At 63.8% G+C, this 26,363-nt stretch carries 30 protein-coding genes; 21 read left to right on the forward strand and 9 right to left on the reverse strand.

Annotation, left to right across the window (positions count from 1 at the left end; translation table 11 throughout):
- Positions 1-108: 108 nt before the first annotated feature.
- Positions 109-675 (reverse strand): DUF3280 domain-containing protein, encoded by a 567-nt coding sequence (locus IVB29_RS23875; RefSeq protein WP_247505847.1) that lies wholly within the window; start codon positions 673-675, stop codon positions 109-111.
- Positions 676-732: 57 nt separating this feature from the next.
- On the opposite strand from IVB29_RS23875, the gene IVB29_RS23880 reads away from it, so the two are divergent.
- The 6 genes from IVB29_RS23880 (at position 733) to IVB29_RS23905 (ending at position 5,594) form a co-directional block, all read left to right on the forward strand.
- Complete coding sequence (locus IVB29_RS23880) at positions 733-1,914, forward strand: ABC transporter substrate-binding protein (RefSeq protein ID WP_247505848.1); 1,182 nt, start codon at positions 733-735, stop codon at positions 1,912-1,914.
- 23 nt (positions 1,915-1,937) lie between these two features.
- Positions 1,938-2,906 carry a YVTN family beta-propeller repeat protein gene (locus tag IVB29_RS23885; protein WP_247505849.1) on the forward strand — a complete coding sequence of 323 codons (969 nt, stop codon included), beginning with the start codon at positions 1,938-1,940 and terminating at the stop codon, positions 2,904-2,906.
- Positions 2,903-3,709, forward strand: a complete 807-nt coding sequence (locus IVB29_RS23890; protein ID WP_247505850.1) for an ABC transporter ATP-binding protein — start codon at positions 2,903-2,905, stop codon at positions 3,707-3,709. The genes IVB29_RS23885 and IVB29_RS23890 overlap by 4 nt, the downstream gene beginning before the upstream one ends.
- The gene (locus tag IVB29_RS23895; protein WP_247505851.1) at positions 3,706-4,554 is read left to right on the forward strand and encodes an ABC transporter permease; all 849 of its coding nucleotides are present in this window, start codon (positions 3,706-3,708) and stop codon (positions 4,552-4,554) included. The genes IVB29_RS23890 and IVB29_RS23895 overlap by 4 nt, the downstream gene beginning before the upstream one ends.
- On the forward strand, positions 4,551-5,165 hold the full coding sequence (locus IVB29_RS23900; protein ID WP_247505852.1) for a hypothetical protein: 615 nt from the start codon (positions 4,551-4,553) through the stop codon (positions 5,163-5,165). Before IVB29_RS23895 ends, IVB29_RS23900 begins: the two co-directional genes overlap by 4 nt.
- Positions 5,166-5,294: 129 nt before the next feature.
- Entirely contained in the window at positions 5,295-5,594 is a 300-nt protein-coding gene (locus tag IVB29_RS23905) for a copper-binding protein (protein ID WP_247505853.1), read from the forward strand.
- Between the two features lie 112 nt (positions 5,595-5,706).
- Here IVB29_RS23905 and IVB29_RS23910 read toward each other — a convergent pair whose 3' ends face one another.
- Both IVB29_RS23910 and IVB29_RS23915 read right to left on the reverse strand, forming a co-directional pair.
- Positions 5,707-6,264, reverse strand: coding sequence for a PQQ-dependent catabolism-associated CXXCW motif protein (locus IVB29_RS23910; protein ID WP_247505854.1), 558 nt, complete (start codon positions 6,262-6,264; stop codon positions 5,707-5,709).
- Positions 6,261-7,142, reverse strand: coding sequence for a substrate-binding domain-containing protein (locus tag IVB29_RS23915; RefSeq protein WP_247505855.1), 882 nt, complete (start codon positions 7,140-7,142; stop codon positions 6,261-6,263). The genes IVB29_RS23910 and IVB29_RS23915 overlap by 4 nt, the downstream gene beginning before the upstream one ends.
- 129 nt (positions 7,143-7,271) lie before the next feature.
- Between IVB29_RS23915 and IVB29_RS23920 the strand changes: the two genes are divergently transcribed.
- Positions 7,272-8,198, forward strand: coding sequence for a quinoprotein relay system zinc metallohydrolase 2 (locus IVB29_RS23920; RefSeq protein WP_247505856.1), 927 nt, complete (start codon positions 7,272-7,274; stop codon positions 8,196-8,198).
- A 58-nt stretch (positions 8,199-8,256) separates the two neighbouring features.
- Entirely contained in the window at positions 8,257-9,075 is an 819-nt protein-coding gene (locus IVB29_RS23925; RefSeq protein WP_247505857.1) for a quinoprotein dehydrogenase-associated SoxYZ-like carrier, read from the forward strand.
- Positions 9,076-9,293: 218 nt separating this feature from the next.
- On the opposite strand, the gene IVB29_RS23930 is transcribed toward IVB29_RS23925, so the two are convergent.
- Positions 9,294-9,653, reverse strand: coding sequence for a hypothetical protein (locus IVB29_RS23930; protein WP_247505858.1), 360 nt, complete (start codon positions 9,651-9,653; stop codon positions 9,294-9,296).
- Positions 9,654-9,740: 87 nt separating this feature from the next.
- On the opposite strand from IVB29_RS23930, the gene IVB29_RS23935 reads away from it, so the two are divergent.
- Genes IVB29_RS23935 through IVB29_RS23950 form a run of 4 tightly spaced genes read left to right on the forward strand, consistent with a single transcriptional unit; the run spans position 9,741 to position 12,562 of the window.
- Entirely contained in the window at positions 9,741-10,721 is a 981-nt protein-coding gene (locus IVB29_RS23935; protein ID WP_247505859.1) for an ABC transporter substrate-binding protein, read from the forward strand.
- Position 10,722: 1 nt separating this feature from the next.
- A complete protein-coding gene (locus tag IVB29_RS23940; RefSeq protein WP_247505860.1) occupies positions 10,723-11,460 on the forward strand; it encodes an ABC transporter permease in 738 nt (245 codons plus the stop codon).
- Entirely contained in the window at positions 11,450-12,160 is a 711-nt protein-coding gene (locus tag IVB29_RS23945) for an ATP-binding cassette domain-containing protein (protein ID WP_247505861.1), read from the forward strand. The genes IVB29_RS23940 and IVB29_RS23945 overlap by 11 nt, the downstream gene beginning before the upstream one ends.
- A 48-nt stretch (positions 12,161-12,208) precedes the next feature.
- A complete protein-coding gene (locus tag IVB29_RS23950) occupies positions 12,209-12,562 on the forward strand; it encodes a hypothetical protein (RefSeq protein ID WP_247505862.1) in 354 nt (117 codons plus the stop codon).
- A 10-nt stretch (positions 12,563-12,572) separates the two neighbouring features.
- Here IVB29_RS23950 and IVB29_RS23955 read toward each other — a convergent pair whose 3' ends face one another.
- The 4 genes from IVB29_RS23955 to IVB29_RS23970 all read right to left on the reverse strand — a co-directional run bounded on the left by IVB29_RS23955 (position 12,573) and on the right by IVB29_RS23970 (position 14,459).
- Entirely contained in the window at positions 12,573-12,782 is a 210-nt protein-coding gene (locus IVB29_RS23955) for a hypothetical protein (RefSeq protein WP_247505863.1), read from the reverse strand.
- 98 nt (positions 12,783-12,880) lie between these two features.
- The gene (locus tag IVB29_RS23960) at positions 12,881-13,786 is read right to left on the reverse strand and encodes a hypothetical protein (protein WP_247505864.1); all 906 of its coding nucleotides are present in this window, start codon (positions 13,784-13,786) and stop codon (positions 12,881-12,883) included.
- 28 nt (positions 13,787-13,814) lie between these two features.
- On the reverse strand, positions 13,815-13,895 hold the full coding sequence (gene pqqA, locus IVB29_RS23965; protein ID WP_008562446.1) for a pyrroloquinoline quinone precursor peptide PqqA: 81 nt from the start codon (positions 13,893-13,895) through the stop codon (positions 13,815-13,817).
- Between the two features lie 171 nt (positions 13,896-14,066).
- A complete protein-coding gene (locus tag IVB29_RS23970; RefSeq protein ID WP_247505865.1) occupies positions 14,067-14,459 on the reverse strand; it encodes an EF-hand domain-containing protein in 393 nt (130 codons plus the stop codon).
- A 324-nt stretch (positions 14,460-14,783) separates the two neighbouring features.
- Here IVB29_RS23970 and IVB29_RS23975 point away from each other — a divergent pair, with 324 nt between their 5' ends.
- From IVB29_RS23975 to IVB29_RS23995, 5 genes are all read left to right on the forward strand, one after another.
- Positions 14,784-16,448, forward strand: a complete 1,665-nt coding sequence (locus IVB29_RS23975) for a methanol/ethanol family PQQ-dependent dehydrogenase (protein ID WP_247505866.1) — start codon at positions 14,784-14,786, stop codon at positions 16,446-16,448.
- Between the two features lie 10 nt (positions 16,449-16,458).
- Positions 16,459-16,815, forward strand: a complete 357-nt coding sequence (locus IVB29_RS23980) for a cytochrome c (RefSeq protein WP_247505867.1) — start codon at positions 16,459-16,461, stop codon at positions 16,813-16,815.
- On the forward strand, positions 16,812-17,741 hold the full coding sequence (locus IVB29_RS23985) for a transporter substrate-binding domain-containing protein (protein ID WP_247505868.1): 930 nt from the start codon (positions 16,812-16,814) through the stop codon (positions 17,739-17,741). Before IVB29_RS23980 ends, IVB29_RS23985 begins: the two co-directional genes overlap by 4 nt.
- A 210-nt stretch (positions 17,742-17,951) precedes the next feature.
- Entirely contained in the window at positions 17,952-18,974 is a 1,023-nt protein-coding gene (locus IVB29_RS23990) for an FUSC family protein (protein WP_247505869.1), read from the forward strand.
- A gap of 109 nt (positions 18,975-19,083) precedes the next feature.
- On the forward strand, positions 19,084-20,085 hold the full coding sequence (locus tag IVB29_RS23995) for a tripartite tricarboxylate transporter substrate binding protein (protein WP_247505870.1): 1,002 nt from the start codon (positions 19,084-19,086) through the stop codon (positions 20,083-20,085).
- An 88-nt stretch (positions 20,086-20,173) separates the two neighbouring features.
- Here IVB29_RS23995 and IVB29_RS24000 read toward each other — a convergent pair whose 3' ends face one another.
- Entirely contained in the window at positions 20,174-21,142 is a 969-nt protein-coding gene (locus IVB29_RS24000) for a helix-turn-helix domain-containing protein (protein ID WP_129274704.1), read from the reverse strand.
- A gap of 513 nt (positions 21,143-21,655) precedes the next feature.
- Here IVB29_RS24000 and xoxF5 point away from each other — a divergent pair.
- The 4 genes from xoxF5 (at position 21,656) to gfa (ending at position 25,829) form a co-directional block, all read left to right on the forward strand.
- Complete coding sequence (gene xoxF5, locus IVB29_RS24005; RefSeq protein WP_247505871.1) at positions 21,656-23,461, forward strand: lanthanide-dependent methanol dehydrogenase XoxF5; 1,806 nt, start codon at positions 21,656-21,658, stop codon at positions 23,459-23,461.
- 111 nt (positions 23,462-23,572) lie between these two features.
- Positions 23,573-24,064: a c-type cytochrome, methanol metabolism-related gene (locus IVB29_RS24010; RefSeq protein ID WP_247505940.1), complete on the forward strand. Its 492-nt coding sequence runs from the start codon at positions 23,573-23,575 to the stop codon at positions 24,062-24,064.
- 61 nt (positions 24,065-24,125) lie between these two features.
- Positions 24,126-25,235 (forward strand): S-(hydroxymethyl)glutathione dehydrogenase/class III alcohol dehydrogenase, encoded by a 1,110-nt coding sequence (locus IVB29_RS24015; RefSeq protein ID WP_247505872.1) that lies wholly within the window; start codon positions 24,126-24,128, stop codon positions 25,233-25,235.
- A gap of 33 nt (positions 25,236-25,268) precedes the next feature.
- A complete protein-coding gene (gfa, locus tag IVB29_RS24020; RefSeq protein WP_247505873.1) occupies positions 25,269-25,829 on the forward strand; it encodes an S-(hydroxymethyl)glutathione synthase in 561 nt (186 codons plus the stop codon).
- The last annotated feature ends 534 nt before the right edge of the window (positions 25,830-26,363 follow it).

Below are 26,363 nucleotides of genomic sequence, written 5' to 3' on the forward strand. Positions count from 1 at the left end.
TCGCACGGCTGTTCGTGAGGATAGATACCCCTCACCCGGCTTCGCTTCGCGAATCCACCCTCTCCCGCAAGGGGCGAGGGTGCAGCGGCGCAAGGGGAGAGGGAAAAACTACTCCCGCTTACCGTAATTCGGCGCGAGCAACCGGTTGCGGATCAGGTAGCTCATCGTGCGCGACCACGACTCGTCCGTGTTGCCGCGCATGTCGGCGCTGGCTGCGGCGATCATGGTGCCGGTCTTCACGTCGCGCAGATAGATGTTCAGGTTGATGATCAGATTCGAGACCTTCTGCACCATGCCGGTGATCTCGAGCTCGGCACCCAACTCCCCGGCAAGCTTGAGGTCGCAGCCGCCGCAGGCCTGTAAGTTCGCGTGACTGGCGGCATTCCTGACCGGTGCGATGTCGAGCAGCTGGAACCGGCCTGACTCAGCCAGTTCCTTGCGCAGCTGCTCGCTGATGCGCAGGAGCCGCGCCTCTTCCGGCTTGGAGCCATAGAACTCACCGGGCAGGCTGGTGTCGATCAGCTCTAAATCGAACACCACGAGCTTCGGCGGATCGGCGAGCGCGGCTGAGCCCGTCACCAGCAAAGCCGCGAAACAAATCAGCGCTCGCATGATCGTGATTCCAATCCTCGTGCGGACGAAATGCGGGGTTGCATGCCCTGACAAATCGGTCATGCTTCAGCAGAAACAATTCTCCACCGGCGGTCAAGCCGAGGAGCTTACGGAGGAAACATGATCCGATGGTTGGCCGGCCTGATCGGCTGGAGTCTGCTCGCGACGCAAGTGCTCGCGGCCGACCCCGTCATGATCGGCGTCGGTTATCTCGGCCTCGCCGGCACCCGATCGACGCTGTCGCTGGTCGAGCAGCCCGCGGAGAATGACGGCCTCGCCGGCGCGCGCCTTGCCATCGAGGACAACAACACCACCGGAAAATTCCTCAACCAGCGCTTTACGCTGGAGGAGCGCCGCATTCGGGAAGGCGAGGACGTGGTTCAGGCCGCAACCGAGCTTGCCGAAAAAAACGGCTTCATCATCGCCGACCTGCCGGCCGATGCGCTGCTGAAGGTCTCGGACGCCCTGCGCGACCGCGGCACGCTGCTGTTCAATGCAGGCGCGATCGACGAGCGGCTGCGCGAAGCCGATTGCCGCGCCAATGTCATCCACACCGCACCGACGCGCGCGATGCTGGCGGATGCGCTCGGCCAGTACCTGGTGTGGAAGCAGTGGAAGCGCTGGCTACTCGTGGTCGGCTCGCATGACGAGGACAAGCTGTTTGCGGACGCGCTCCGGCGCACTGCCACACGGTTCGGCGCCAAGATCGTGCAGGAAAAGATTTTTGAGGACAAAGGCGGCGCGCGGCGCACCGACAGCGGCGTGACGCTGATCCAGCGCCAGATGCCGGTGTTCACGCAAGGCGCACCGGCTTACGACGTGCTGGTCGCCGCCGACGAGAGCGAGGTGTTCGGCGCCTACCTGCCCTATCGCACCTGGGATCCCCGCCCCGTCGCGGGCTCGGCCGGCCTCGTGCCGCGCAGCTGGGATGCTTCGCAGGACCAGTGGGGCGCGATCCAGATGCAGAACCGCTTCGTCAAGCTGAATTCGCGGCGGATGACGCCGCTCGACATGCAAGTCTGGACCGCGGTGCGCATGATCGGCGAGGCCACTTCGCGCACAAATTCCGGCGACGCAAAGAAGGTGACGGATTTCATCAAGGGCCCGGATTTCTCCGTCGCCGCCTTCAAGGGCACAAAGCTGACGCTGCGCGACTGGAATCTCCAATTGCGCCAGCCGATCCTGCTGGTCGACGGCCGCATGGTGGTGTCGGTGTCGCCGCAGGAAGGTTTTCTGCACCAGGTCTCCGAGCTCGACACGCTCGGCTACGATCGCCCGGAGAGCAAATGCAAGCTGAAATGAGGGACATTAAAGTGAGGACTTGGATGTCGCGCATGTGGCGTGTTGGGCTTCTCTCCGGATTGGCGCTGACGGCAGCGCCCGCGCACGCGTTCGTCGCCTATGTCTCGAATGAGAAGAGCAACACGGTCTCGGTGATCGACACCGAGAGCTGGACGGTGACCAAGACCATCAAGGTCGGCCAGCGCCCGCGCGGCATCGATTTCACGCGCGACGGCAAGTTCGTCATGGTCGCGGTCGGCGACGACGACACCATCCAAATGATCGACGCCAAGACGCAAGCCGTGGTGGACAGCCTGCCCTCCGGCCCCGACCCCGAACTGTTCGCGCAGGATGCCGCCGGAAAAATCCTCTACGTCGCCAACGAGAACGACAACACGGTAACCGTGATCGATCTCGAGAAACGCGCCCGCCTCGGCGACATCCAGGTCGGCGTCGAGCCGGAGGGCATGACCATCAGCCCGGACGGCAAGATTCTGATCAACACGTCCGAGACGACCAACATGGCGCATTTCATCGACACCCATTCGCGTCAGATCGTCGCCAATGTGCTGGTCGACGCGCGGCCGCGCTTTGCCGAGTTCAAGCACGACAGTTCGGAGCTGTGGGTCTCCTCGGAGATCGGCGGCACCGTCTCGGTGATCGATCCCGGAAAGCACGAGGTGATCGGCAAGGTCAATTTCGAGATTCCGGGCCTGCGGAAGGAGGCGATCCAGCCGGTCGGCATCGGCATGACCAAAGACGACAAGACCGCCTTCGTCGCGCTCGGCCCCGCGAACCGTATCGCCGTGGTCGATGTCGCCACGCGCAAGGTGACGAAGTACCTGCTGGTCGGACAACGCGTCTGGCACATGGCGTTCACGCCCGATGAAAAGTATCTGCTCACGACCAACGGCGTCTCCAACGACGTCTCCGTCATCGACGTCGCCGCGCAAAAGGTGATCAAGACCATTCAGGTGGGCGAACTGCCCTGGGGTATCACGATCGCGCCATGACCAGCCCTGCCCCCATCGCCGAACCACAGGAGATGCCGAGCCCTGATCCGGCCACGGTGCCGGCGCTGTCGATCGACGGCGTCAGCCACTCCTACGGCCCGCGTCGGGCGCTGATCGACGTCTCCTTCAACGTGCAGCCTGCTAGCTTCACCGCGCTGCTCGGGCTCAACGGCGCGGGCAAGAGCACGCTGTTCTCGCTGATCACGCGGCTGTTCGGCATCCAGACCGGCCATGTCGGCATCTTCGGCAACGATATCGGCCAAAACCCCGGCGAGGCGCTGCGGCTGCTCGGCGTCGTGTTTCAGCCACGCACGCTCGATCTCGATCTGTCGCTGAAGCAGAACCTGCTCTATCACGCCGCCCTTCACGGCATCAGCCGCCGCGACGCCCGCGCACGAGCCGCCGAGCTGCTCGACCGGATCGGGCTTGCGGATCGCGCCGGCAGCAAGGTGCGTGATCTCTCCGGCGGCCAGATGCGGCGGCTGGAGATCGCGCGGGCGCTATTGCACCGGCCGCGCCTGTTGCTGCTGGACGAGCCGACCGTCGGCTTGGATGTCAAGGCGCGCGCCGACATCATCAGCCATGTCCGCCAGCTCGTCACCGAGCAAGGCATCGGCGTGCTCTGGGCCACGCATCTGTTCGACGAGATCATGGCCGGTGACGACCTCGTGGTGCTGCACCAGGGCAAGGTGCTGGCGCAGGGGCCGATGAGCCGCGTCATCGCGGAGGCCGGCGCGCAGGACGTCAACACCGCCTTCATGCGCCTGACCGGTGCGCAAACCATGCCGGGAGGCGGCGCATGAGCAGCATCACGACGCGCGACGCGCCACCCGGCTTCTCGGCCAGTGAGTACATGACCTGCCTCACCGGCATCGTCTGGCGCGAGGGGCTGCGCTTCCTGCATCAGCGCGAGCGCTTCGTCTCGGCGCTGGTGCGGCCGCTGGTGTGGCTGTTCATTTTCGCCGCCGGCTTCCGCCAGGTGCTCGGCATCTCCATCATCCCTCCCTACGAAACCTATATCCTCTACGAGGTCTTCATCGCGCCCGGGCTGATGGCGATGATCCAGCTCTTCAACGGCATGCAGTCCTCGCTCTCGATGGTCTATGACCGCGAGATGGGCAACATGCGTACGCTGCTGGTAAGCCCGCTGCCGCGCGGCTTCCTGCTGTTCTGCAAGCTGCTCGCGGGCACCGCGGTGTCGCTGCTCCAGGTCTATGCGTTCCTCTTGATCGCCTGGTTTTGGGACATTACCCCGCCGCCGATAGGCTATCTCACGGTGCTGCCGGCGCTGATCCTGTCGGGACTGATGCTGGGCTCGCTCGGCATGCTGATCTCCTCCGGCATCAAGCAGCTTGAAAGCTTTGCCGGCGTGATGAATTTTGTCATCTTCCCGATGTTCTTCGCATCATCGGCGCTCTACCCGCTCTGGCGGGTGCAGGAGGGCAGCCCCTATCTCTATTATGTATGCCAGGCCAATCCGTTCACCCACGCGGTCGAACTGATACGGTTTGCGCTGTATGGGCAGATCAACTGGATCTCGCTGGCGGTCGTGGCCGGCTGCACAATCGTCTTCATGATCGGCGCGATCTATGCCTATGATCCCTCGCGCGGGCTGGCGCGACGGGGCCCTGCGGGAGGCGAAGGATGATCGTTCGGGTTCTGGCCATCGCTGGTGTGGCACTCGCAGTCGCGAGCACGGCCGCGCGTGCGGCCGATCCGCGTTATCCTAACTGGCCCTGCGCGCAGGCCAAGGTGCCGGAGATTTCGCTCGCCGCCGTCTGGGCCGGCCCGGAACTCGGCGACGCCGAGACCAAGTGGAAGGACGATGCCAAGATCAGTGCGCTGGTCTCGAAGCTGTCCGCGCGCAAGACGCCGATGGACGAGGCCGAGAAGTCCGTGAAGGAGTTTCTGGCCGGCTCCGCCACTGACAAGACCGCCAACGCAAAACTCCTGTTCGCCGGCCTGTTCGACACGCTCAATGCGCAGCGCTCCCAGGTCATGAACGGTCTCGAACGGGTCAGCCGCAAGCAGCGCGAGGCCGCCGACAAGATCCGCGAGGAAACGATCCAGCTCCAGGCGCTCCAGGGCGCGACGCCGCATGACGACACCAAGCTCGAGGCGCTCAGCAACGAGCTGATCTGGAAGACCCGCATCTTCGAGGACCGTAACAAGGTGGTGCGGTTCGTCTGCGAGGTTCCGACCGCGATCGACCAGCGCCTGTTCGCGCTCGGGCGCGTGATCCAGCAGGAAATGGAATAGCGTCAGCCTTGCTGACGGCTTTCCAAAAGTTCCGGCGATATCAACGCGATCGTTAACCTTTGCCACGCTATCTGCCGGAACCAAATCGATCTAGGATGGCTTGTCGATGCTAGACACCTGGAGGCCTCGATGGGAACAGCAAGATTCATCTACACAGGCGCCGCGGCCCTCAGCATCCTCGCAACCAGCGCTTTTGCTGACGACATGACCGGAATGGTCACGCGGATCGATCGGCTCAACAGCACGATCTCGATCCAGCAGACGCAGAAAGGCACGGTCGGCGGCGGCGCAGGCGGCGCCGGCGCGCTCCAGCAGTACAAGGCCAAGGACGCCGCGATGCTCGACGCCGTGCATGCGGGTGACCGGGTGACGTACTCGGCGACCAGCGCGGATGGCACGGGCACGCTGACGAAGTTGCAGAAGCAGTAGGTGTAGTCTTCGGGTGAGGGAGCCTCCGCGAATCCGTCTGTCACCATGAATGCGGAAGCAGCCCCTCACCCCAACCCTCTCCCCGTAAGAACGGGGCGAGGGAGTAGACCGCCTACTGCTCCGGCCGCGGCTGCGGCTGGGCCTTTTCGGTCGGAAGCTTTGCGCGCTCCCAGCCGTCGGTGCCGTCAGGGTACCAGGCGACGTTGGAATAGCCGTAGGCCAGCGCGCGCTTGGCGGCGTTCCACGACATCCAGCAATCCGCCAGGCAATAGATCACCAGCAGCGCGGCCTTGTCGCCGCGGGATGCCTGCACGAGGCCGCGCTGGAAATAATCATCCATGGCCGGCGGCAACGTGCCGTAGCCGGTATCCGGCAGCCAAAGGCTGCCTGGAATGTTTTTCCGCGGCATGTCGCGCCACACCGTGCCCTCAGGCAAGTTCTTCGGCTTCGGCGCGCGCGGCAGCACGTCGACGAACGCGCCGTTCTTCGCGCGCCAGATCGCCTCGGCTTCCCCAGTCGTGAGCACGCGCGCGCGCGCCAGCGTCGCCGGCACCGGCGCACGGTAATTTTCGGTACGATAGACCTCGGGCTCGAACGGCTCCAGCTGCTGCGCCAACGCCGGCGCCGCCAGCGTGGCGGCGACAAGCGCAGCGGCCATGCGCCGCTTCACGGTGCCTTCTTGGCCGTCTCCGCACCGAGCGGCCGGTCGTTCTCGTCGAGCAGGGGAACGCCGAAGTCGAGCAGGATCTTGTTGATCTCGCCCTGGTTCTCCTGAATGAGCTTGTTGAGCTGCCGCTTCCAGTTCTGGTCGGCGGGCCTGACGCCCATACCGATGCGATAGACCAGTTTTGGTCCGGTGGGTTCCTTCACCAGCGGCGTGACATGCATCGAACCGGCCTTCTTGGCATAGAAGCCCGCCATCGGCCCCCACAGCACGCCGGCGTCGATCTTGCCGTTGGCGAGATCGTCGATCATCGCCTGCGCCGAATTGTCGTAGCGGGTGTCGATCATCAGCGGGTAAGGCTTTGCGTTCCCCATTAGGCCCGCGAGCGCCATGTTGGTGGCCGGCGGCGTGCCGGCGACGATGCCGACATGCTTGCCCTTGAGCCTTTCGTCTTCGAGCGTGTCGACGTCTTCGAGCCCGCCGCCCGCTTTCGAGACCAGCGCGTAGGACGTGCGGTAATAGGGATTGGTGCCCTGCACGAGATCGTCGCCCTGCGGAAAGCCCATGATGACGTCGCAACGATGCGCACCCAAGGTCATCCGCACGAAACCGGTCGCCTGCGGAAAGAACGTGTAGTCGAGCTTCTTCTGGAGCTTGTCCGCGAACAACTCGGCGAGCTTGTTCTCGATCCCCTCCCCCTTCTCGTTGGAGAACGGCAGATTGCGCGGATCGGCGCAGACGCGCAGCACCTTTGGATCGACCAGCTCGAACGAGAGATCGCCGGTCTCGTTGGTCTGCGCGATGGCGGCATCGCCGAACGCGCAGGACGCAACCAGAACCCAAAGTGAAAACAACCAGCGACGATGTCGCCCGGCCTCCGTCATCGCGCTTCCTCCTCGTTTCATCCGAATGCTATCCATGCAACGCATGGACGCACCATGTTTCGCCAACTTTGCGCTGGCTTTTGTTTGCTGCAGTGCAATGAGGCCAATCCTTTGAACTGAGGCGGAAAAGTGTCTCGCATCGCTCTCGTGATCGCAGCCTTGTCCCTGCTGGGACTGTCAACGCTAGCACGCGCCGGGCAGGCCGAATTGCCTGTGAGCGAAGTCGCGCCGGGAATCTTCGTGCACTCGGGGACCATCGCGCTGATGACGCGCGAGAACGAGGGCGGCATCGCCAATGTCGGCTTCATCGTCGGCGAGGATGCGGTCGCCGTGATCGACACCGGCGGCAGTCTTCGCGAAGGCGAGGCGCTGCTGAAGGCCGTGCGGGCGCGGACCAGCAAGCCGGTCCGCTACGTCATCAACACCCACGGCCATCCCGACCATGTCTTCGGCAATGCTGCTTTTGTCGCGGAAGGGACCAGCTTTGTCGGACACAGCAAGCTCGCGCAGGCCCTGGCGGCGCGCGGGCCGTATTATCTGGACAATTTTAGACGCATCATGGGCGATGAATTGATCTCGCCCGTGAAGATCGTGCCGCCGACCGTGCTCGTTCCGGACACCATGACGCTCGATCTCGGATCGCGCCGGCTCACCCTGCGAGCCTGGCCAGCCGGGCACAGCGACAATGATCTGACTGTGTACGACGAAACCACCAAGACGCTGTTCGCGGGCGACCTCGTCTTCCTCCGCCATATTCCTGTGATGGACGGAAGCATCCGCGGCTGGCTCGGCACGCTCGGGGAACTGGAAAAGATTCCAGCGGTCCGCGTCGTCCCCGGTCACGGGCCTGTGAGCGAATGGCCTGCCGCGCTGGCGGACGAACGGCGTTATCTCACGACGCTGCTGGCGGACGTCCGGGCGTCGAACAAGAAGGGCGAATCGATCCGGATTGCGGCGGACAAGGCGGGCGCCTCGGAACGGCAGCACTGGGAGCTGTTCGACGACTACAACGCCCGCAACGCAACCGCAGCATTTTCGGAAATTGAATGGGAGTAGCAGACGCGCTACGCTAGGTGACGGGAGATCAGCTTCGCTGACTCCGGAGACCACGACCATGATGGGATGTACACGCCGCCTGCCCCTGATCGCCGCACTGCTCGGCATCGCCTTCGCTGTGCCAGCGGGCGCCGAGGAGGCCTACGACCCCTGGCCTGGCCTGGTACAGGACATCTTCAATAACCGTCAGATCAACGACGGCGGCAACGTCATCGCCATCGAGATGCCCTATCGCGCCGAGGACGCGGCCATCGTGCCGGTCACCCTGCGCAGCAAGCTGTCGCCGGGCGACGCCCGCCGCATCCGTTCGATCACGCTGGTCATCGACCGCAACCCCGCGCCGATGGCGGCGAAGTTCGAGCTTGGCGCGGATGCCAATGTCACCGAGATCTCCACGCGCGTGCGCATCAACAACTATACCGACGTCCATGCGGTCGCCGAGCTCAGCGACGGCCAGCTCTACGTCTCGAAAGTCTATGTGAAGGCCTCAGGCGGCTGCTCCGCACCGGCTGGCAAGAATGCCGAGGAAGCCAGCAACCGTCTCGGCCAGATGCGCTACCGGCAGTTCGCGCGCGAGCAGGCGCCCGCGAGCCGCATCCGCGAGGCGCAGATCATGATCGGCCATCCCAACAATTCCGGCCTGCAGATGGACCAGGTCACGCAACTCTATATTCCCGCCTTCTTCGTCAACCAGCTCAAGCTGACGCAGGACGACAGCCCGGTGCTGTCGATGGAAGGCGGCATCTCGATCTCGGAAGATCCCAATCTGCGCTTCACCTACGTCTCCAACGGCGCCAAGCGTTTTCGTGCGGAAGCCAAGGACACCGACGGACATGTGTTCCGCAATGAGTGGGACGTGGAGAAGCCGGGGACGTGAGGCGCGACGCCTTCTCTCTCCTTTCTAAGTCAAACGCGGTGCGGATGGCTGTGCCCTCGCCCCTTGTGGGAGAGGGCAGCACCGCTGACAGACAAAAATTCGCTTGGGTGAGGGGTTTGTCTCCGCGAGCTACTCTCTTGCGATAGTATTCGCGGAGACATACCCCTCATCCGGCGCTTCGCGCCACCTTCTCCCACAAGGGGAGGAGGAAGAACGCGTCAAAAGCACCTCACCTCGGCCTCGGCCTGCGCGCGACGCAGATCATTCACCGCCGAGTTCGCCTGCTCCGATGTGCGGAACTGAACCCCGAGATTGCCGCGCACCTGGGACATGCTGAGCGCCGTTTCCGCGGTGACGTAGCGGTCGTAGGACACGATCGAGGCCACCACGTCGATCGAGCACGAGCATTGCTCGATCGACTGCCGGCTTTCGCCATTGGCCTTCATGCAGCCATAGACGTATTCGGCGCGTGCTGCGGTCGGATAATCATTGGCCTCCTCGGCGCGCGCGGCGTACACGGTCGCCACCAGCACTGCCAATGCGGCGACAATCGGTCGTAGCTGTCCCGCCATATTCATGAGCGTCCTCCCGCTGGTTGCGACGAAAGCTATGCTATGCGTAATGTCCTGAAAAGCACTCTATCAGCGGAAACGGCTCACAAGGCGATGAGATTTCCTGGACGAACTTTTGCGCTCACCACGATTTTGGCGCTGACGCTGGCCGCACCCGGCCGCGCCGCGGATACTATCCGCCTTGCAGTGCAGAAGACCGGAACATTCTCCTGGGAGCTGGCGACGATCCGCAGCGCCGGTCTCGACAAGGAGGCCGATTTGTCGCTGGAGGTCACCGAGCTCGCGAGCCCCGAGGCCGGCAAGATCGCGCTGCGCGCCGGCAATGCCGACATCATGCTGTCGGACTGGCTGTGGGTGTCGCGCGAGCGCGCACTCGGCGCCAAGCTGACCTTCTACCCCTATTCCAGCGCGCTCGGCGCGGTGATGGTGCCCGCGGCCTCGCCGATCAAGACGCTCGCCGATCTGAAGGGCCGCAAGCTCGCCGTCGGCGGTGGTCCCATCGACAAGAGCTGGCTGCTGCTTCAGGCCCGGATGAAGCAGGACGGCATCGACCTGAAGTCGGAGGCGACCATCGTCTATGGCGCCCCGCCCCTCATCGCTGCCAAGTCGCTTGACGGCGAGATGGATGCGAGCCTCAATTTCTGGAATTTCTGCGCCCAGCTCGAGGCCAAGGGTTTTCGCCGCCTCGCCGGCATCGAGGATATCTTGCCGAAGCTCGGCGCCAAGGGCGCGGTCTCCGCCGTCGGCTACGTCTTCGACGAGAGCTGGGCGGCGGACCATAAAGACGCCGTGGCGGGCTTCATCGCGATGACCCGCAAGGCCAAGCAGTTGCTGGTGACGTCCGATGCGGCCTGGGACAAGATCGCCCCGCTCACCGGCGCGACCGATCCAGCCATGCTCAAGACCTATCGCGAGCGCTACCGCGACGGCATTCCGCGCCGGAGCATCGTCGACGAGGAGGCCGATGCGCGCGTGCTCTATCGCGTGCTCGCCGAGATCGGCGGCCGCGACCTGGTCGGGCCGGCGACCGAGCTCGACCCCGGCACCTTCTATCACGCAGTCCCCGGAGACTGAGGTGCTGCGTCTGCTCTCTTTTGTCCTGTTTCTCGCGGTCTGGTGGATTGCGGCACTGTTCGTCGGCGGCCCAAAGCTGCCCTCCCCGCCTGCCGTGCTCAACGTCATCGTCGCCGATGCATCGAGCGGCACACTGTTCCTGCATCTCGGCGCCACGCTCGCCCGCGTCGCGCTCTCCTTCGTGCTGGCGATGTCGCTCGGCAGTGCCATTGGCTATCTGATGGGACGGGTGAGGCTCGCCGACCGGCTCGGCGATCCCTGGCTGATCCTGCTGCTCAACCTGCCGGCGCTGGTCGTGATCGTGCTGGCCTATATCTGGGCCGGCCTCACTGAAGCGGCCGCGATCGCCGCAATCGCCATCAACAAGCTGCCGACCGCGATCGTCACCTTGCGCGAGGGCACGCGCGCGCTCGACCGTTCGCTGGACGAGATGGCGACCGTGTTCGCGATGCCGCGCTGGCGTGCGTTCCGACATGTCGTGCTGCCGCAGCTGGCGCCCTATATCGCAGCTTCGGCCCGCTCCGGACTTTCGCTGGTGTGGAAGATCGTGCTGGTCGCTGAACTCCTGGGACGACCGAACGGCGTCGGCTTCGAGATCGGTGTCGCCTTCCAGCTGTTCGACACGCCGCGGCTGCTGGCCTATTCGCTGACCTTCGCCGCCGTCGTGCTCGTGATCGAAACCTTGCTGGTGCAGCCGTTCGAAGCCCGCGCAACCCGGTGGCGCCCCCGTGCGGCTTGAGGTCGAGATCACAGGCAAGACGTTCAGGCGTACCGCGGGCGAAACCCACGAGGTGCTGGCGCCGCTCAAATTTGCGCTTCAATCCGGCGAGGTCGGCGTGCTGATCGGCCCGTCCGGCTGCGGCAAGAGCACGATGCTGCGCATCATCCTCGGATTGGACCACGACTTTGCAGGCCGCATCCTCCGCCCGCCGGAAGCGAGGGTCGGCATGGTGTTCCAGGAGCCGCGGCTGCTGCCGTGGCGTTCGGTCGAACAGAATGTGCGGCTGGCTGCGCCTGGCGTCTCCGACGCAAAACTGTCAGAGCTGTTCAGGATCTTGGAACTTGACGCGCATCGCAGCCATTTTCCCGGCGAATTGTCGCTGGGCCTCGCCAGGCGCGTCGCGCTCGCCCGCGCCTTCGCGGTCGAGCCCGATCTGCTCGTGCTCGACGAACCCCTCGCCTCGCTCGACGACGCACTCGCCGGCCGTCTGCGCGACGAGATTGCAACGCTGGTCGCAAGCAGCTCCGTGATGACGCTGCTCGTCACCCATAGTATCGACGATGCGATCCGCCTCGGCGACCGCTTGTTTTTTCTGTCGGCGCGCCCGGCGCGCATCGTGCAGGAGGTGCCGATTGCCGTTCCGCGCGCCGAGCGCACCGAGACGGAGCTTGGCAGGATCAAGGCGGAGCTCGCGGCGGTGCAGCTTGAATCGAAATGAGAACTCGTGGTCAACTCGACCCGACGAGAGTGTCTAGGGAGGTTCACCATGCGGCGTACGCTGATTGCGGTCGGCATCCTGTTGGTTGCGATGCCGGGCGCAGCGCTCGCGCAGGCCAAGGGCAAAGGCATAAGGCTCTGGAATCTGACGACGGAGACGATCTCCGGCTTCCAGCTCTCGCCGGCCGGCAAGACCGACTGGGGCCCGAACCAGTGCCTGAACGACAAGGACAAGGAAGTCGACCACGACGAGCGGCTGCGCATCACCGGCGTCGAGCCAGGCCGCTACGACGCCAAGGTCAGCTATCCCAATGCGCGGCAGTGCGTGGTCCGCGACATCGAGATCAAGGCGGACGCCGTGTTCTCGATCGCCGACAAGGATCTGAAGGACTGCACGAAGTAGCGCGCGCCGCTTATGCCTTGTCGTTCGGGTGCGGATATTCGCAGCGCCAGCGCACCGCCTGCCACTTCGGATGGTCACCGATCCATTGCGCGATATAGGGCGGCGCCGCCATCGCGCACTGCGTCGGCGACCCCGCATAGTTGAAAACGATATGCTGCTCCTCGCAGTTCGCAGGCGAGAGCAACGCACACACAGTCACCACAAGGTCGATCGGGTTCATGCCGGGATCCTCTCGCATGGGGCGATGGAGATTAGCACAAAAGGATACGTTTGACGGAGCAGGAAGTTTCAAACGGACCGGCAATGGGGGGGGAACCGCTAGAAGTTGACCCCGAATACCAGCCTCGCCTGGTGCCGCTCGAAATTGACGAGGTCGAGATTGGCGGCCGATCCGGCCGGACGGCCCCAGGCCTGCATGCTCCAGCTCAGCGTCAGCCGCGATTTCTCGGAGAGCTGGAAATAGGCGGTGGGACCAACGAACAGCGCCTGGCCCGAAAATTCGCCGAGGCCGATGCCCTCGTACTGCCGGAAGTAGCGCATCTCACCGCCAAGCAGCACATCGGGGCGCACGCGCAGGAGGCCGGCAAAGGCCGCGCCAATGGTCGAACTCTTCTCGGATAGCCCCGCCACCTCGAAGCGGGCCCATTCCGGCTGATAGATCAAATTGAGCGCGCCGATGACGAAATTGGGAACGAGCTCGCGGTCGAAGGCGAGCGCGAAGTCGGTGCCATACATCCGTCCCTTCGCGCCGCTGGTCTCGTCGATGCGGTTGCCATGGAGCTCGGCGGCGACGGTCAACCCGAACGGCGCGCGCTCGCGATCAAGCAAGCGATAACGCAGATCAAGCGAGGCGCCCTGGAAATTGAACTGGCGGCGGTCGTCGATATCAGGGACGCCGGTGATGTCGTGCAAGGTCGCGTTGCCGCCGAGTTCGATGCGGAAGTTCGGCAGCGGTACCACCTCGATCTCGACCTCCTGCGAGAGCGCGCGATAGGTCCCATTGCCCTTGCCGAAGCGCCCCGTCGTCTGGCTCTGGAGTTCGCGCTCGCCGGGATTGCCGACGTCGGTGCCGATCATGAAGCCGAAAATGTGCTCGGTATCAAAGCCCTCTTCGGCGCTGACGCAGGCCGGCGCAACCGCGACTGCGCAGGCAGCTATGATCCGGAATGTTTGGGCTCTCGCGCGCATCCCTGACACTACCACGGCTTCGACGGCGTTTGCCATCGAAGCCGCGGCAGGTCGTCAGGTGGTCTTACTTGCGCGAAGCGCAGGCGTACATGTTGATTTCCATGCCGACCGGCACTTCCACGATCTTCGGAGCTTTCCAAGCCATTCGGGGGTCTCCCAAGGGATGAGCGCGACATCGCGCGGGGCAAAACCTAGGGCTGCGTCAGGCACAGCGCAAGCATGGAATCGTACGGCTGATACAGCGATGCAGTGCTTTACGCGCGCGCATTTCCCTCTCGGGCAAAGCGCCTTCGCTCTCAGTCAAACTGCGAGAGTCTCATCGCAACAAGCGCAGCAGCGCGCGTCCGGCACGCGAGTTCAGCTCCTTGGCGTCGAGCGTTCCGTCCTTGTCGGGATTCGCAGCATTGAAGCGCTGCTCGACCACGGACAGATATTCATCGAGCGTGAGGGTCCCATCATGATCGGGATCGGCGGCGGCGAGTTCTTTCGCCGTTAACCGTCCGCGCAATTCGCGCGCGTCCAGCGTGCCGTCGTGATCGGGATCGAGCTTGGCGAACAATGCGGCGGCGGCCTTCTTCACTTCGGCAAGGTCGAGCGTGCCGTCGTTGTCGGTATCGAACATTTTCACGGCGCTGCCGGATGCAGCCCACGCCGGGCCGGACAGCATTGCAACCGTGAGCGCAAGCGCAACAGAGCGACGCGATATCATTGAGACCTCCCTGACCAAGCGCCCCGATTCGATCGGAATCGAGACAACATAAGTCCGCAAGCGAGCCCACGGTTCAAGCCCCGACTTGCAAACGCGCCGACCGGACAAGCGTGGAACCCGGCTGCGCTAATCTTCGCACGGTGGAAATTGATGCAGCGCATTCGCGCAAGACGCGCAAAATTCATCGAGGATGACCGCGGCAAGCCCGGCATCTGGCGTCCAACATATCGGCAAGCCGCATTCGACTTTCGTGTTGACGGGTTTTGCATTCGGGCGGAGTGTTGCAATCGCAGCGTCAAAAGACGCGCATATTGGGAGGAACGGATGAAACGCCTTGCGATGGCCGCGAGCCTCGTCATGCTTGCATCGAGCTATGCAAACGCCCAAACCACCGAGCAGCTGGTCAAGGGCGCGACCGACACGTCGAACGTTCTCAACTATGGGATGGGCTACAATCTCCAGCGCTTCTCGACGCTGAACCAGATCAACAAGGACACCGTCAAGAACCTCGTCCCGGTCTGGAACTATTCGTTCAACGACGATCGCAGCGAGGAATCGCAGCCGCTGGTCTACCAGGGCGTCATCTACGTCACCTCCCACAACGCCACGATGGCGGTCGATGCCAAGACCGGCAAGCAGATCTGGAAATCCAAGGTCGAATATCCCGCCGAGACGCCGCGCATCGTCTGCTGCGGCATCATCAATCGCGGCGCCGCGCTCTACGACGGCAAGGTGATCCGCACCACACTCGACGCCAACGTCATCGCGCTCGATGCCAAGGACGGCAAGGAGCTGTGGCGCCAGAAGGTGGCCGACATCAAGGAAGGCTATTCGATGACCGTGGCGCCACTGGTCGCCGATGGTGTCGTCATCACCGGCATCTCCGGCGCCGAGTTCGGCACCCGCGGCTTCATCGACGGCTGGGATCCGGCGACGGGCAAGCATCTGTGGCGCACCCATTCGATCCCCTCGCCGGACGAGCCCGGCGGCGACACCTGGAAGGGCGACACCTGGAAGCTCGGCGGCGGCTCGACCTGGATCACGGGGTCCTATGATCCCGAGCTGAACACCGTCTATTGGGGCATCGGCAATCCCGGCCCGTTCAACTCCGCGGTGCGGCCCGGCGACAATCTCTACACCTGCTCCGTGCTGGCGATGGATCCCAAGACCGGCAAGATCAAGTGGCATTACCAGTTCTCGCCGAACAATCCGTTCGACTATGATTCGGTGGCCGAGATGGTCCTCGCCGACATGAACGTCGAGGGCAAGCCGACCAAGGTGCTGATGGATGCCAACCGCAACGGCTTCTTCTACGTGCTCGACCGCACCACCGGAAAGCTGCTCGCGGCCAATCCTTACGTGAAGGTGAATTGGGCGACCGGCATCGACATGAAGACGGGGCGGCCGATCGAGACCGACGTCGCGACCGGCGCGCGCGAGGGCAAGAAGGTCACGGTCTATCCGTCGATCCTCGGCGGCAAGAACTGGGAGCCGATGTCGTTCAATCCGCAGACCGGCCTCGCCTACGCCAACACGCTCGCCTTCGGCGGCAAGTACAAGTCGGAGCCCGTCACCTTCAAGCAGGGTGAATGGTATCTCGGCATGGACCTGACCGATCCCTGGGAGTTCGGTGACGGCGCACGCGGCCATCTGAAGGCGATCGATCCGATGACCGGCAAAGCGAAGTGGGAGGCGCCGGCCGACATTCCGCGCTTCTCGGGCGTGCTCTCGACCGCGGGCGGCGTCGTGTTCACGGGCGCGCTGACCGGCGAGTTCGAGGCGTTCGATGCCGACACCGGCAAGAAGCTTTGGCAGTTCCAGACCGGCTCCGGCATCGAGGGACAGCCGGTGACCTGGCAGCAGGACGGCGTGCAATACATCGCCGTGACGAGCGGCTATGGCGGCGTCTACTCGCTGTTCTCCGGCGACGAGCGGCTTGCAAAAGTGCCGCCCGGCGGCTCGCTGTGGGTCTTTGCGGTGAAGCAATAGCCACGGCACGATGCTGAGAGAGATATCTCACAGGACGGTGGCGATCCTCGCCACCGTCGCGGTATTGACGGTCGCGCTTGCGGCGACCGTTGGTGCCGCGGACGACGCAAATGGCAATCCCGCGCAAATGCAGATCGACCATGGCAAGTCGACCTATGCCTCGAAATGCTCGCACTGCCACGGCCCCAACCTGATGAACTCCGGCACCATCACGCCGGATTTGCGCGCCTTCCCCGACGACAGAGCGCGCTTCGTCACCACCGTGAAGAACGGCAAGAACAACAAGATGCCGCCTTGGGGCGATATCCTCAACGACGACGAGATCGGCAACCTCTGGGCTTTCATCTCGAGCCGGAGGAAGCCATGAGGCACCGGCTGACCTCGTGGTTCGTTGCCGCGGTCCTCGCGATGGCGGCCACGGCCGCACGCGCGGCTGATGATCCGCTAAAGATCTGTCTCGACGAGGACCGGCCACCGCTCTCGGTGCACCACAAGGGCACTACTGACTCCGGCTTCGACGTGCTGCTGGCGCAGGCGATCGCTGAGCGGATGGGACGGCCGCTGAAGATCCAGTGGTTCGAGAGCAAGCTGGACGAGGATTCCAGCCCGCAGCTCGAAGCCAATGCTCTTCTCTCGGACGGACGCTGCGCGCTCGTCGGCGGCTACGCGCTGACGACGGACTCTCTCGTCAAGCCGGGCATGAAGACGGCACGCCTGCCGGACTTTGCCGGCGCCACGCGCGACGACCGGCGCCGCCGCGTCGCGCTCGGCGTGCTCGCGCCGAGCCAGCCTTACGTCTACTCTCCGATGACGGTCGTGCTGGGGCCGAAGGCGCGGGGCCGAAAGATCAACGATATCGGCGATCTCGCAGGCCTTCGCCTTGCGATCGAGAGCGGATCGCTGGGCGATGCCATCCTGATGACCTTCGACAAGGGCCGCCTGATCGACAGCATCACGCACCTGGTCCCCGGCCGTGACGATCTCCTCGGCGCGCTCCAGCGTGGCGACTATGACGCGACGCTGATCGACCTCGCCCGCTTCGACGCCCATCGCGCGGCCCATCCCGATACGGCGATCACTGCGTCCGGCTATTATTATCCGATCGGCGCCAATCGCGGCTATGTCGGGCTCACCGGCGACGGCACGCTGATCGACGCGGTCAACAAGGCGCTGACGGCACTTGCCGCGGAAGGCAAGATCGCGGAGTTCGGCAAGCAGGCCGGCCTGACATATCTGCCGCCGCGTGAGCCCGCGATCCTCGGCGATGTCTGGATGAAGATCATTCAGCGGTAAGGCTCGTCATTCCGGGGCGCCCGCAGGGCGAGCCTGGAATCCATTCCGCCGCGAAGTATGTAGCCCGATGGATTCCGGGCCTGCGTGCTACGCACTCATCCCGGAATGACGGAGGGTGTGGTTGGGGGCGGCACGCAACGGCATCGACTCGCATGGTCCCACCGGGAACCGTATGATGCCCGCGTTTTAAACTCGATCCCTCGGTGCCCCGTGAATTCCCCTACCGCACCCACCGCCACCAGCCTGCGCGACCTGCTCTCCCGGGAGATCAAGAGCGCCGAGCTGCTGCGCGCGCTGGTCGTGGTCGGGCCGATGGTCGCGGCCTATTTCATCGCGCGTGAGACGGCGCTGCTCAATCTCGGCCTCGTCGCGGTCTCGCTGCTGATTCCAGCGCTACGGCTGCGACTGCCGCCGAAGGTCATCGCGTGGCATTACCTCGCGATCCTCGTGACTTTTGCCGCGCTCTTCCTCGCCGCCCCGATCAAGCCGCTATTCGCAGTGCTGACAGCACTTGCCGGCTTCCTTGCCGTGGCGGCGACACGTCATGGCGAACATTTCCGCACGCTCGGCAATTGGGTGTTCATCCCCGCCGTCTATCTCGCCTGCGAGGTGCGGGAGGGCGTCAGCGCCTCCGAAGCGCTGCGTCATGCCCTCGTGATCATCGCCTCCTCGCCGATCGCGCTGGCGCTGGTCTGCGCGATCCGGATTTACGACCAGCGACGGCAAGGCGATGCCGCGACCTCGTTCGGAGCGCCTGCGGCCGCGTGGTTCCTGCCCGCGCTGGCAACCGCCATGGCGGTCTTCGCGGCGGCTGCGCTGGTCGAAATCTTCGACCTCGCACAAGGGCAATGGGTGATGTGGTCGGCCGCGAGCGTCGTGGTCGGCGATCTCACGGCCTCTACCGACAAGCTGAAGCAGCGCGCGATCGGCGCCTTCGTCGGGGTGCCGCTGGGCTTCCTCGCCGGCATGGTGCTGCCGCAGAGCCGGGTCGGCTATGCGCTCGCGGTGCTCGCGGCCACCCTCACGCTGATCTCGTTCTCCCGCTATGTCCTCGGCTTCGGCCTGCGCTGCTTCTTCATCGCGCTCGCGGCCTCCTTCGCCGGCGGCGCCGGCGGGATCGCCGAGGAGCGTATCGTCAACGTGCTGATCGGCGGCACCTTCGGCCTGATTGCGGTGGCCCTGACCGAGATCGTCTGGCTGCGGGTCCTGCAGAGACCCCGATCGCCCGGATGACCCGCAATTGAGCACCGCGCCGTCGCCCGAATGCGCCAATCTGTCTCGTCTGCCGGCCATGGCAGAGACGACGTGATGCAGTAGGTTCGGCTAAAATCAGGAGGGAATCATGTCCGTAAAATTCGATCGCCGCCACTTCATTGCCGCCGGTACCAGCGCACTCGCAATGCCGTTCGTCGCACCCAGCGCACCGGCGCAAGCTGCATCTCAAGGTACTTGGCCGTCGCGGCAGATCCGCATGATCTGCAGCTATCCCGCCGGCGGACAGACCGACCTGCTCGCGCGCGCCTATGGCGAATTCATCTCCAAGCAGGTCGGCAAGACCGTCGTCGTCGAGAACAAGCCCGGCGCCTCCGGCGCGATCGGCACGGCGGAGGTCGCCCGCGCCGAGCCCGACGGCCACACCATGCTGTGCTCGATCTCGACCACCTACATCATGAACCGGGTGGTGATGAAGACTCCCGGCTACGACATGGACAAGGACCTGACGCTCGTCAGCGTCATTCCGGGCGCCGGCCTGCTGCTGGTGGCGAACCCGAAAACCGGCGTCAAGACGCTGGCGGATTTCGTCGCCTTCGCGCGCAAGAGCGGCAAGGTGAATTTCGGCACCTACAGCGCGGGCTCGTCGCCGCACATGACGATCCACGAGCTCAACAAGCAATACGGTCTCAACATCGAGCCGATCCACTATCGCGGAGAAGCGCCGATGTGGACGGGCATGCTGGAGGGCACGCTCGATGCGGCGATGGGCAGCTACACGGCGGCGCAATCGGTCCTGCAAAGCGACCGAGGCAATGTGTTCGCGGTGCATTCGAAGAAGGTCGATGCGATCCCCACCGTCAAGACCCTGCCCGAGCAGGGCGCGACGTCAAAACTTTTCACCGTGAGCGGTTTTACCGGCTGGGCCGTGCCGAAGGCAACGCCGCAGCCGGTGGTCGACCGCCTGGCCGAACTCTGCGTCGCTGCCAACAGCGATCCGAAGGTGAAGGAGGTTCTCGCAACCTTCGTGCTCGAACCCGCGATCGGCTTCAAGGAGACCAATGCGCTGTACCAGCGCGAACTGCCGATCTGGATCGAGAGCGCACAGTCGCTCGGCCTCGAGCCGGCCTGAGGCATGGCGTAGGGCGGCGGCTGCCGCATCGCGGCCCGGCATCCGAACAAAGCCGTGAGGGACTTCGCGATTGCGACGACTCGCCTGACTAATGCTCGCCCGCAGCCGCAGCACCCTGCTGCGCCTTGTGAATCGAGGACGGCACCACGCCGAAGTATTTGCGGAATACCCGGCTGAAATGCGATGAGCTGGAGAAGCCCCAGGAGAACGCGACGTCGGTGATGGTCTTGCCGGCGTGGGCCTCGAGCTCCTGGCGGCAGTTCTGCAAGCGGGCCTGCCAGATGTAATCGCTGACCGTGGTGCCGCGCTCGCTGAAGAGCATGTGAAGGTAGCGCTTGGAGCAGCCGAGCTCGGCGGAGATCTGGTCGATGCACAGATCCGGATCGCGCAGATGCTCGCGGATGAAGAACTGCGCGCGCACATACATCGCTTCGGGTCCGACACGGTCGAACATCGTGTCGGCTTCGCGCAGCGGCAGCAGCAACAGATCGATCAGCGAATCGGCAACGCCGACCGCGCTGTTCGCCGACAGCTTGGCCGCCTCGTCGAAGGTCGCATGGACGAAATCATGGGCGATGCGGCCGGTGCCCGTCTTCGCCGACAGCTTGCAGGCCGGCATCCGCTGCGACGGGAACCCGCGGTCGCGCAGCAGTGCCTTCGGCACGATCACCACGTCGTGGCGCGTGAAGGCAGGGCTGATGATCGAATGCGGGCAGGAGACGTCATAGGCGATGATGTCGCCGGGATTGATCTCGATGTGACGGCCTTCCTGCTCGAAATAGGACACGCCATAGGTCTGGAAGTGAATCTTGATGTACGGGTGCTCATTGGCTTTGGCACGCGCCAGCGTGTGCGCGATGCGATGCTGGCTGACCTCGATCTGACAGAGCTTCAGGCGCGAAACGCTGGTGTAGTCGATGCGGCCTTCGAGGGAGGACGCCTCCAGCGGATCGACGTCAAAATGCCCACACAGGCTCGTCAGCCCGTCGATCCAGCTCTGGATCTGCCGCTTCGGCGTCATACCCGTCGTCGAGAGCGTGTGTATTGTGTCGGACATTAATCCAGCCACTGGTTTGATCCGGAGATTCGATGCGAATCGCGACCAGCGCTGCCGGAGCCCTCAGCCGTGATTGCGTGACGTTTACCTCGAATTTGAGCGGTCTTTTGAAACGAGCGCCATCGTTTCATTGCCACCCTTGAAAGTTAATCCTCCGCCTTAGTTGCAGCGCCGTCAAGGGGAACCTGAGCGTTGAACGCGGCTGCGAAGCAGTGCGAAGCCGCTGAATTCGCTACTGCAAAATCAAAATCTTCACGTCCGTGCGCTGTCAAGCAAAGCAGCTTCTCTCTTGGGCAAGTTTCCCGATGGCGAAGTCGTTAGGGATTGCGGCAGGAACAACAAGAACGGGCCGCTCCTGCACGTGGACCCGTAGCTCTCATCCGGAGGAGGAACCACCACAGCATCGTTTCTGGTCCCAATCGCGACCGCCCTGCACGAGCAGACGCCGGACGAGAAGCCCGGTGATTGAGCAATGCTTCGGAAACAATAAACGATACCAACGGAGGAATGACTATGCGCAAGGTACTACTGGCGACCTTTCTTGGCTCCGCGGCGGCTCTTGCCGTCGGAGGTGCTTCAGCCAATGACGAGCTGAACAAGATGGCGCAGAACCCGAAAGACTGGGTGATGCCGACCGGCGACTACGCCAATACCCGCTACTCCAAGCTGAATCAGATCAACGCACAAAACGTGGGCAAGCTTCAGGTCGCCTGGACCTTCTCGACCGGCGTGCTGCGCGGCCACGAAGGCGGCCCGCTGATCATCGGCAACATGATGTACGTCCACACGCCGTTCCCGAACAAGGTCTACGCCATTGACCTTTCGAACGAGAACAAGATCGTGTGGAAGTACGAGCCGAAGCAGGATCCGAACGTCATCCCGGTGATGTGCTGCGACACGGTTAACCGCGGCCTGTCTTTCGGTGACGGCAAGATCTTCCTGCATCAGGCCGACACGACCCTCGTCGCGCTCGACGCCAAGACCGGTCAGGTTGCATGGACCGCCAAGAATGGCGATCCCAGCAAGGGCGAGACCGGCACTTCGGCGCCGATGGTCGTCAAGGACAAGGTGCTGGTCGGCATCTCCGGCGGCGAGTTCGGCGTTCAAGCCCATATGACCGCCTACGACATCAAGACCGGCAAGGTGGCCTGGCGCGGGTTCTCGGAAGGGCCGGATGACCAGATCCTGGTCGACGACAAGACCACCGCACTCGGCAAGCCGGTCGGCAAGGATTCGAGCCTCAAGACCTGGCAAGGCGATCAGTGGAAGATCGGCGGCGGCGCCACCTGGGGCTGGATCTCCTACGATCCCGAGCTGAATCTCGTCTATTACGGGTCGGGCAATCCCTCGACCTGGAATCCGAAGCAGCGTCCCGGCGACAACAAATGGTCGATGACGATCTGGGCGCGTAACCCGGACACCGGCGTTGCCAAATGGGTCTATCAGATGACGCCCCATGACGAGTGGGACTATGACGGCGTCAACGAGATGATCCTCTCGGACCAGTCGATCAACGGCCAGCCGCGCAAGCTGCTGACCCATTTCGATCGTAACGGCCTCGGCTATACGCTCGATCGCGCCACCGGCGAATTGCTGGTCGCCGAAAAGTACGATCCGAAGGTGAACTGGACCTCCGGCGTCGACATGGACAAGAACTCCCCGACCTATGGCCGTCCGAAGGTGCTCGACGCAGCTTCGACCGACAAGGCCGGTGAAGACCACAACGTGAAGGGCATCTGCCCGGCCGCGCTCGGCACCAAGGACGAGCAGCCGGCAGCCTACTCGCCGGACACGCAGCTGTTCTACGTTCCGACCAACCACGTCTGCATGGACTACGAGCCGTTCAAGGTGAGCTACACCGCGGGCCAGCCCTATGTGGGTGCGACGCTCTCGATGTATCCGCCGGCGGGTGAAAGCCACATGGGCAATTTCATCGCCTGGGACGGCAAGACCGGCAAGATCGTCTGGTCGAACAAGGAGCAGTTCTCGGTCTGGTCGGGTGCGCTCGCAACGGCCGGCAACGTGGTGTTCTACGGCACGCTCGAAGGCTACCTGAAGGCAGTCGACGCCAAGACCGGCAAGGAGCTCTACAAGTTCAAGACTCCCTCCGGCATCATCGGCAACGTCACGACCTATGAGAACGGCGGCAAGCAGTACATCGCAGTGCTCTCGGGCGTCGGTGGCTGGGCCGGCATCGGTCTCGCCGCAGGCCTGACCGATCCGACCGCCGGTCTCGGCGCAGTCGGTGGCTACGCAGCGCTCAGCAACTACACGGCACTCGGCGGTACGCTGACCGTGTTCTCGCTGCCGGCGAACTAGCCTCACCTCAGTGTCGCTCCGGCGCGTGGATCAACTCCACGCGCCGGCTCGTCTCCACCTGATGCCTACGAGGACAAACTCTTGCGTAAAATCTGCTCTGTCATTGCTGCGATGATCTTCGTTGCCTCGGGGGGAATTGCCGTTGCGGAAGGTCCGGGCGACCCGACCGCCGTCAAGAAGGAAGACGACGGCAAATGGCTCGATAAGGAAGGTAACCCGACCTACAAGATTTCGGCCGACGGCACCGTGGACTGGTTCACCTACTCCGGTTATCGCCGCTATCACTCCGAGTGCCACGTCTGCCATGGCCCGGACGGCATGGGATCGACCTACGCACCGGCGCTGAAGGACTCGGTCAAGAGCATGAGCTATGGCGACTTCCTCGGCGTGGTCGCCTCTGGTCGCAAGAACATCTCGACTGCGCAGGAGAACGTGATGCCGGCCTTCGGCGACAACCCGAACGTCGCCTGCTACATGGACGACCTCTACGTCTATCTCCGTGCCCGCTCCGACGAAGCGTGGGGCCGGCAGCGTCCCGCCAAGAAGGACGAGAAGAATGAGGTCTACACCAAGGCGGAAGACGCCTGCATGGGCCATAAATGAACGTTACGAGGACTGCTGAGACTCAGTTCTGGGCGTCCTATGAGAATTTGAGGAGTTACCGATGAAGACACGTGCCGCCGTCGCTTTCGAAGCCAAGAAGCCACTCGAGATCGTCGAGCTCGATCTGGAAGGACCGAAGGCCGGCGAAGTCCTGGTCGAGATCAAGGCGACGGGCATCTGCCATACCGATGCCTACACGCTCGACGGCTTCGACAGCGAGGGAATCTTCCCGTCGGTCCTGGGCCATGAGGGCGCCGGCATCATCCGTGAGATCGGCCCTGGCGTGAGCTCGGTGAAGCCGGGCGACCACGTCATCCCGCTCTACACGCCGGAATGCCGGCAGTGCAAAAGCTGCCTCAGCCAGAAGACCAATCTCTGCACCGCGATCCGCGCGACGCAGGGCAAGGGCGTCATGCCCGACGGCACCAGCCGCTTCTCCTACAAGGGCAAGCCGGTCTACCACTACATGGGCTGCTCGACCTTCTCGAACTTCACCGTGCTGCCGGAGATCGCGGTCGCCAAGATCCGCGAGGACGCGCCGTTCGACAAGAGCTGCTACATCGGCTGCGGCGTCACCACGGGCGTCGGCGCGGTCGTCAACACTGCCAAGGTCGAGCCGGGCTCCAACGTGGTCGTGTTCGGCCTCGGCGGTATCGGCCTCAACGTGATTCAGGGCGCCAAGATGGCCGGCGCCGACAAGATCATCGGTGTCGACATCAACGACTCCAAGGAGGATTGGGGCCGCCGGTTCGGCATGACAGACTTCGTCAACCCCAAGAAGATCACCGGCGACATCGTCCCGCATCTGGTCAACCTGACCGACGGCGGCGCCGACTACACCTTCGACTGCACCGGCAACACCACCGTGATGCGCCAGGCGCTGGAAGCCTGCCATCGCGGCTGGGGCACCTCGATCATCATCGGCGTTGCCGAATCCGGCAAGGAGATCGCCACCCGCCCGTTCCAGCTCGTCACCGGCCGTAACTGGCGCGGCACGGCCTTCGGCGGCGCGCGCGGCCGTACCGACGTGCCCAAGATCGTCGACTGGTACATGAACGGAAAGATCCAGATCGATCCGATGATCACCCACGTGCTCAAGCTCGAAGAGATCAACAAGGGATTTGACCTCATGCACGAGGGCAAATCCATCCGTTCAGTCGTCGTGTTCTAGTTCGAAAGCGTCACCCCCAAGGAGGATCGACCCATGACTGCACTCCATCCCTCGATCGACAACGGCCTCAAACAAGGCACTGGCCATTTTGCCGGCGGTACGCTCGCCTGCAAATGCAACGACCATCAGGTGAAGGTCGGCATCAAGGGCGACGTCGCCCACAACCACGCCTGCGGCTGCACCAAGTGCTGGAAGCCGCAGGGCGCGAACTTCTCGGTCGTCGCGGTGGTGCCGCGCCAGAACGTCACCGTGCTCGAGAACGGCGACAAGCTCCAGATCGTCGACGCGTCGGCGGTGATCCAGCGCCACGCCTGCAAGGCCTGCGGCACGCACATGTACGGCCGCATCGAGAACAAGAACCATCCGTTCTATGGCCTCGACTTCATCCATCCTGAGCTGTTCCAGGAGCAGGGCTCGCAGGCGCCGCAATTCGCCGCCTTCGTCTCCTCGGTGATCGAGTCCGGTGTCAAGCCGGAGCAGATGGCCGGCATCCGGTCGCGACTGAAGGAAATCGGGCTCGAGCCCTATGACTGCCTGTCGCCGGCGCTGATGGACGCGATCGCGACCCATGTGGCGAAAGCCAAAGCCGCCTGATCAAGGCTGCCTGACAAGGCCGCCAGACGTTCGCCGTGCCCCGTCCGCTCGCTGGCCCAACCATCGCCAGCGAGCCGGACGGGTCCGGCCCCAGATGATCGCGGCGCCGCCGCGTCTCCGCACTTCCGCGTACGAGGGCCATTGGCTCCTCAGTCCTGGTCTCTGAATGACTGCGCAGTGCCGCTCACTTCCCGTTCGAAGTCCGCGCTTCTGCGTTTCTCCCTCCCTCGACTGAGGCATCCTGCTTCGTCCGCGCAGTCATTCTGCCGGACGAAGCTTTTTTCGTTATGCCAGTTCGCAGGCGCGGCTTTGATGCCGCGCCCTGCTTTTGACAAACCTTGGTTGCAATGTTTTCCCGTCGAGAACACTCGGCTGTGAACGTCGAACCGCTGCGATCTCTGCTAGCATCGCGCCGTCACGATGCCGCGCGAAGTTCAATCAAGCAAGAACAACACGGGGAGGTATCGAGCACATCCAGACATCGCCATTGGCGTTCCTGTCTCCCACCGGGATCTGCCCGCGCGGGATGACGGC

The sequence above is a fragment of the Bradyrhizobium sp. 1 genome (assembly GCF_023073315.1).
GTDB lineage: Bacteria > Pseudomonadota > Alphaproteobacteria > Rhizobiales > Xanthobacteraceae > Bradyrhizobium.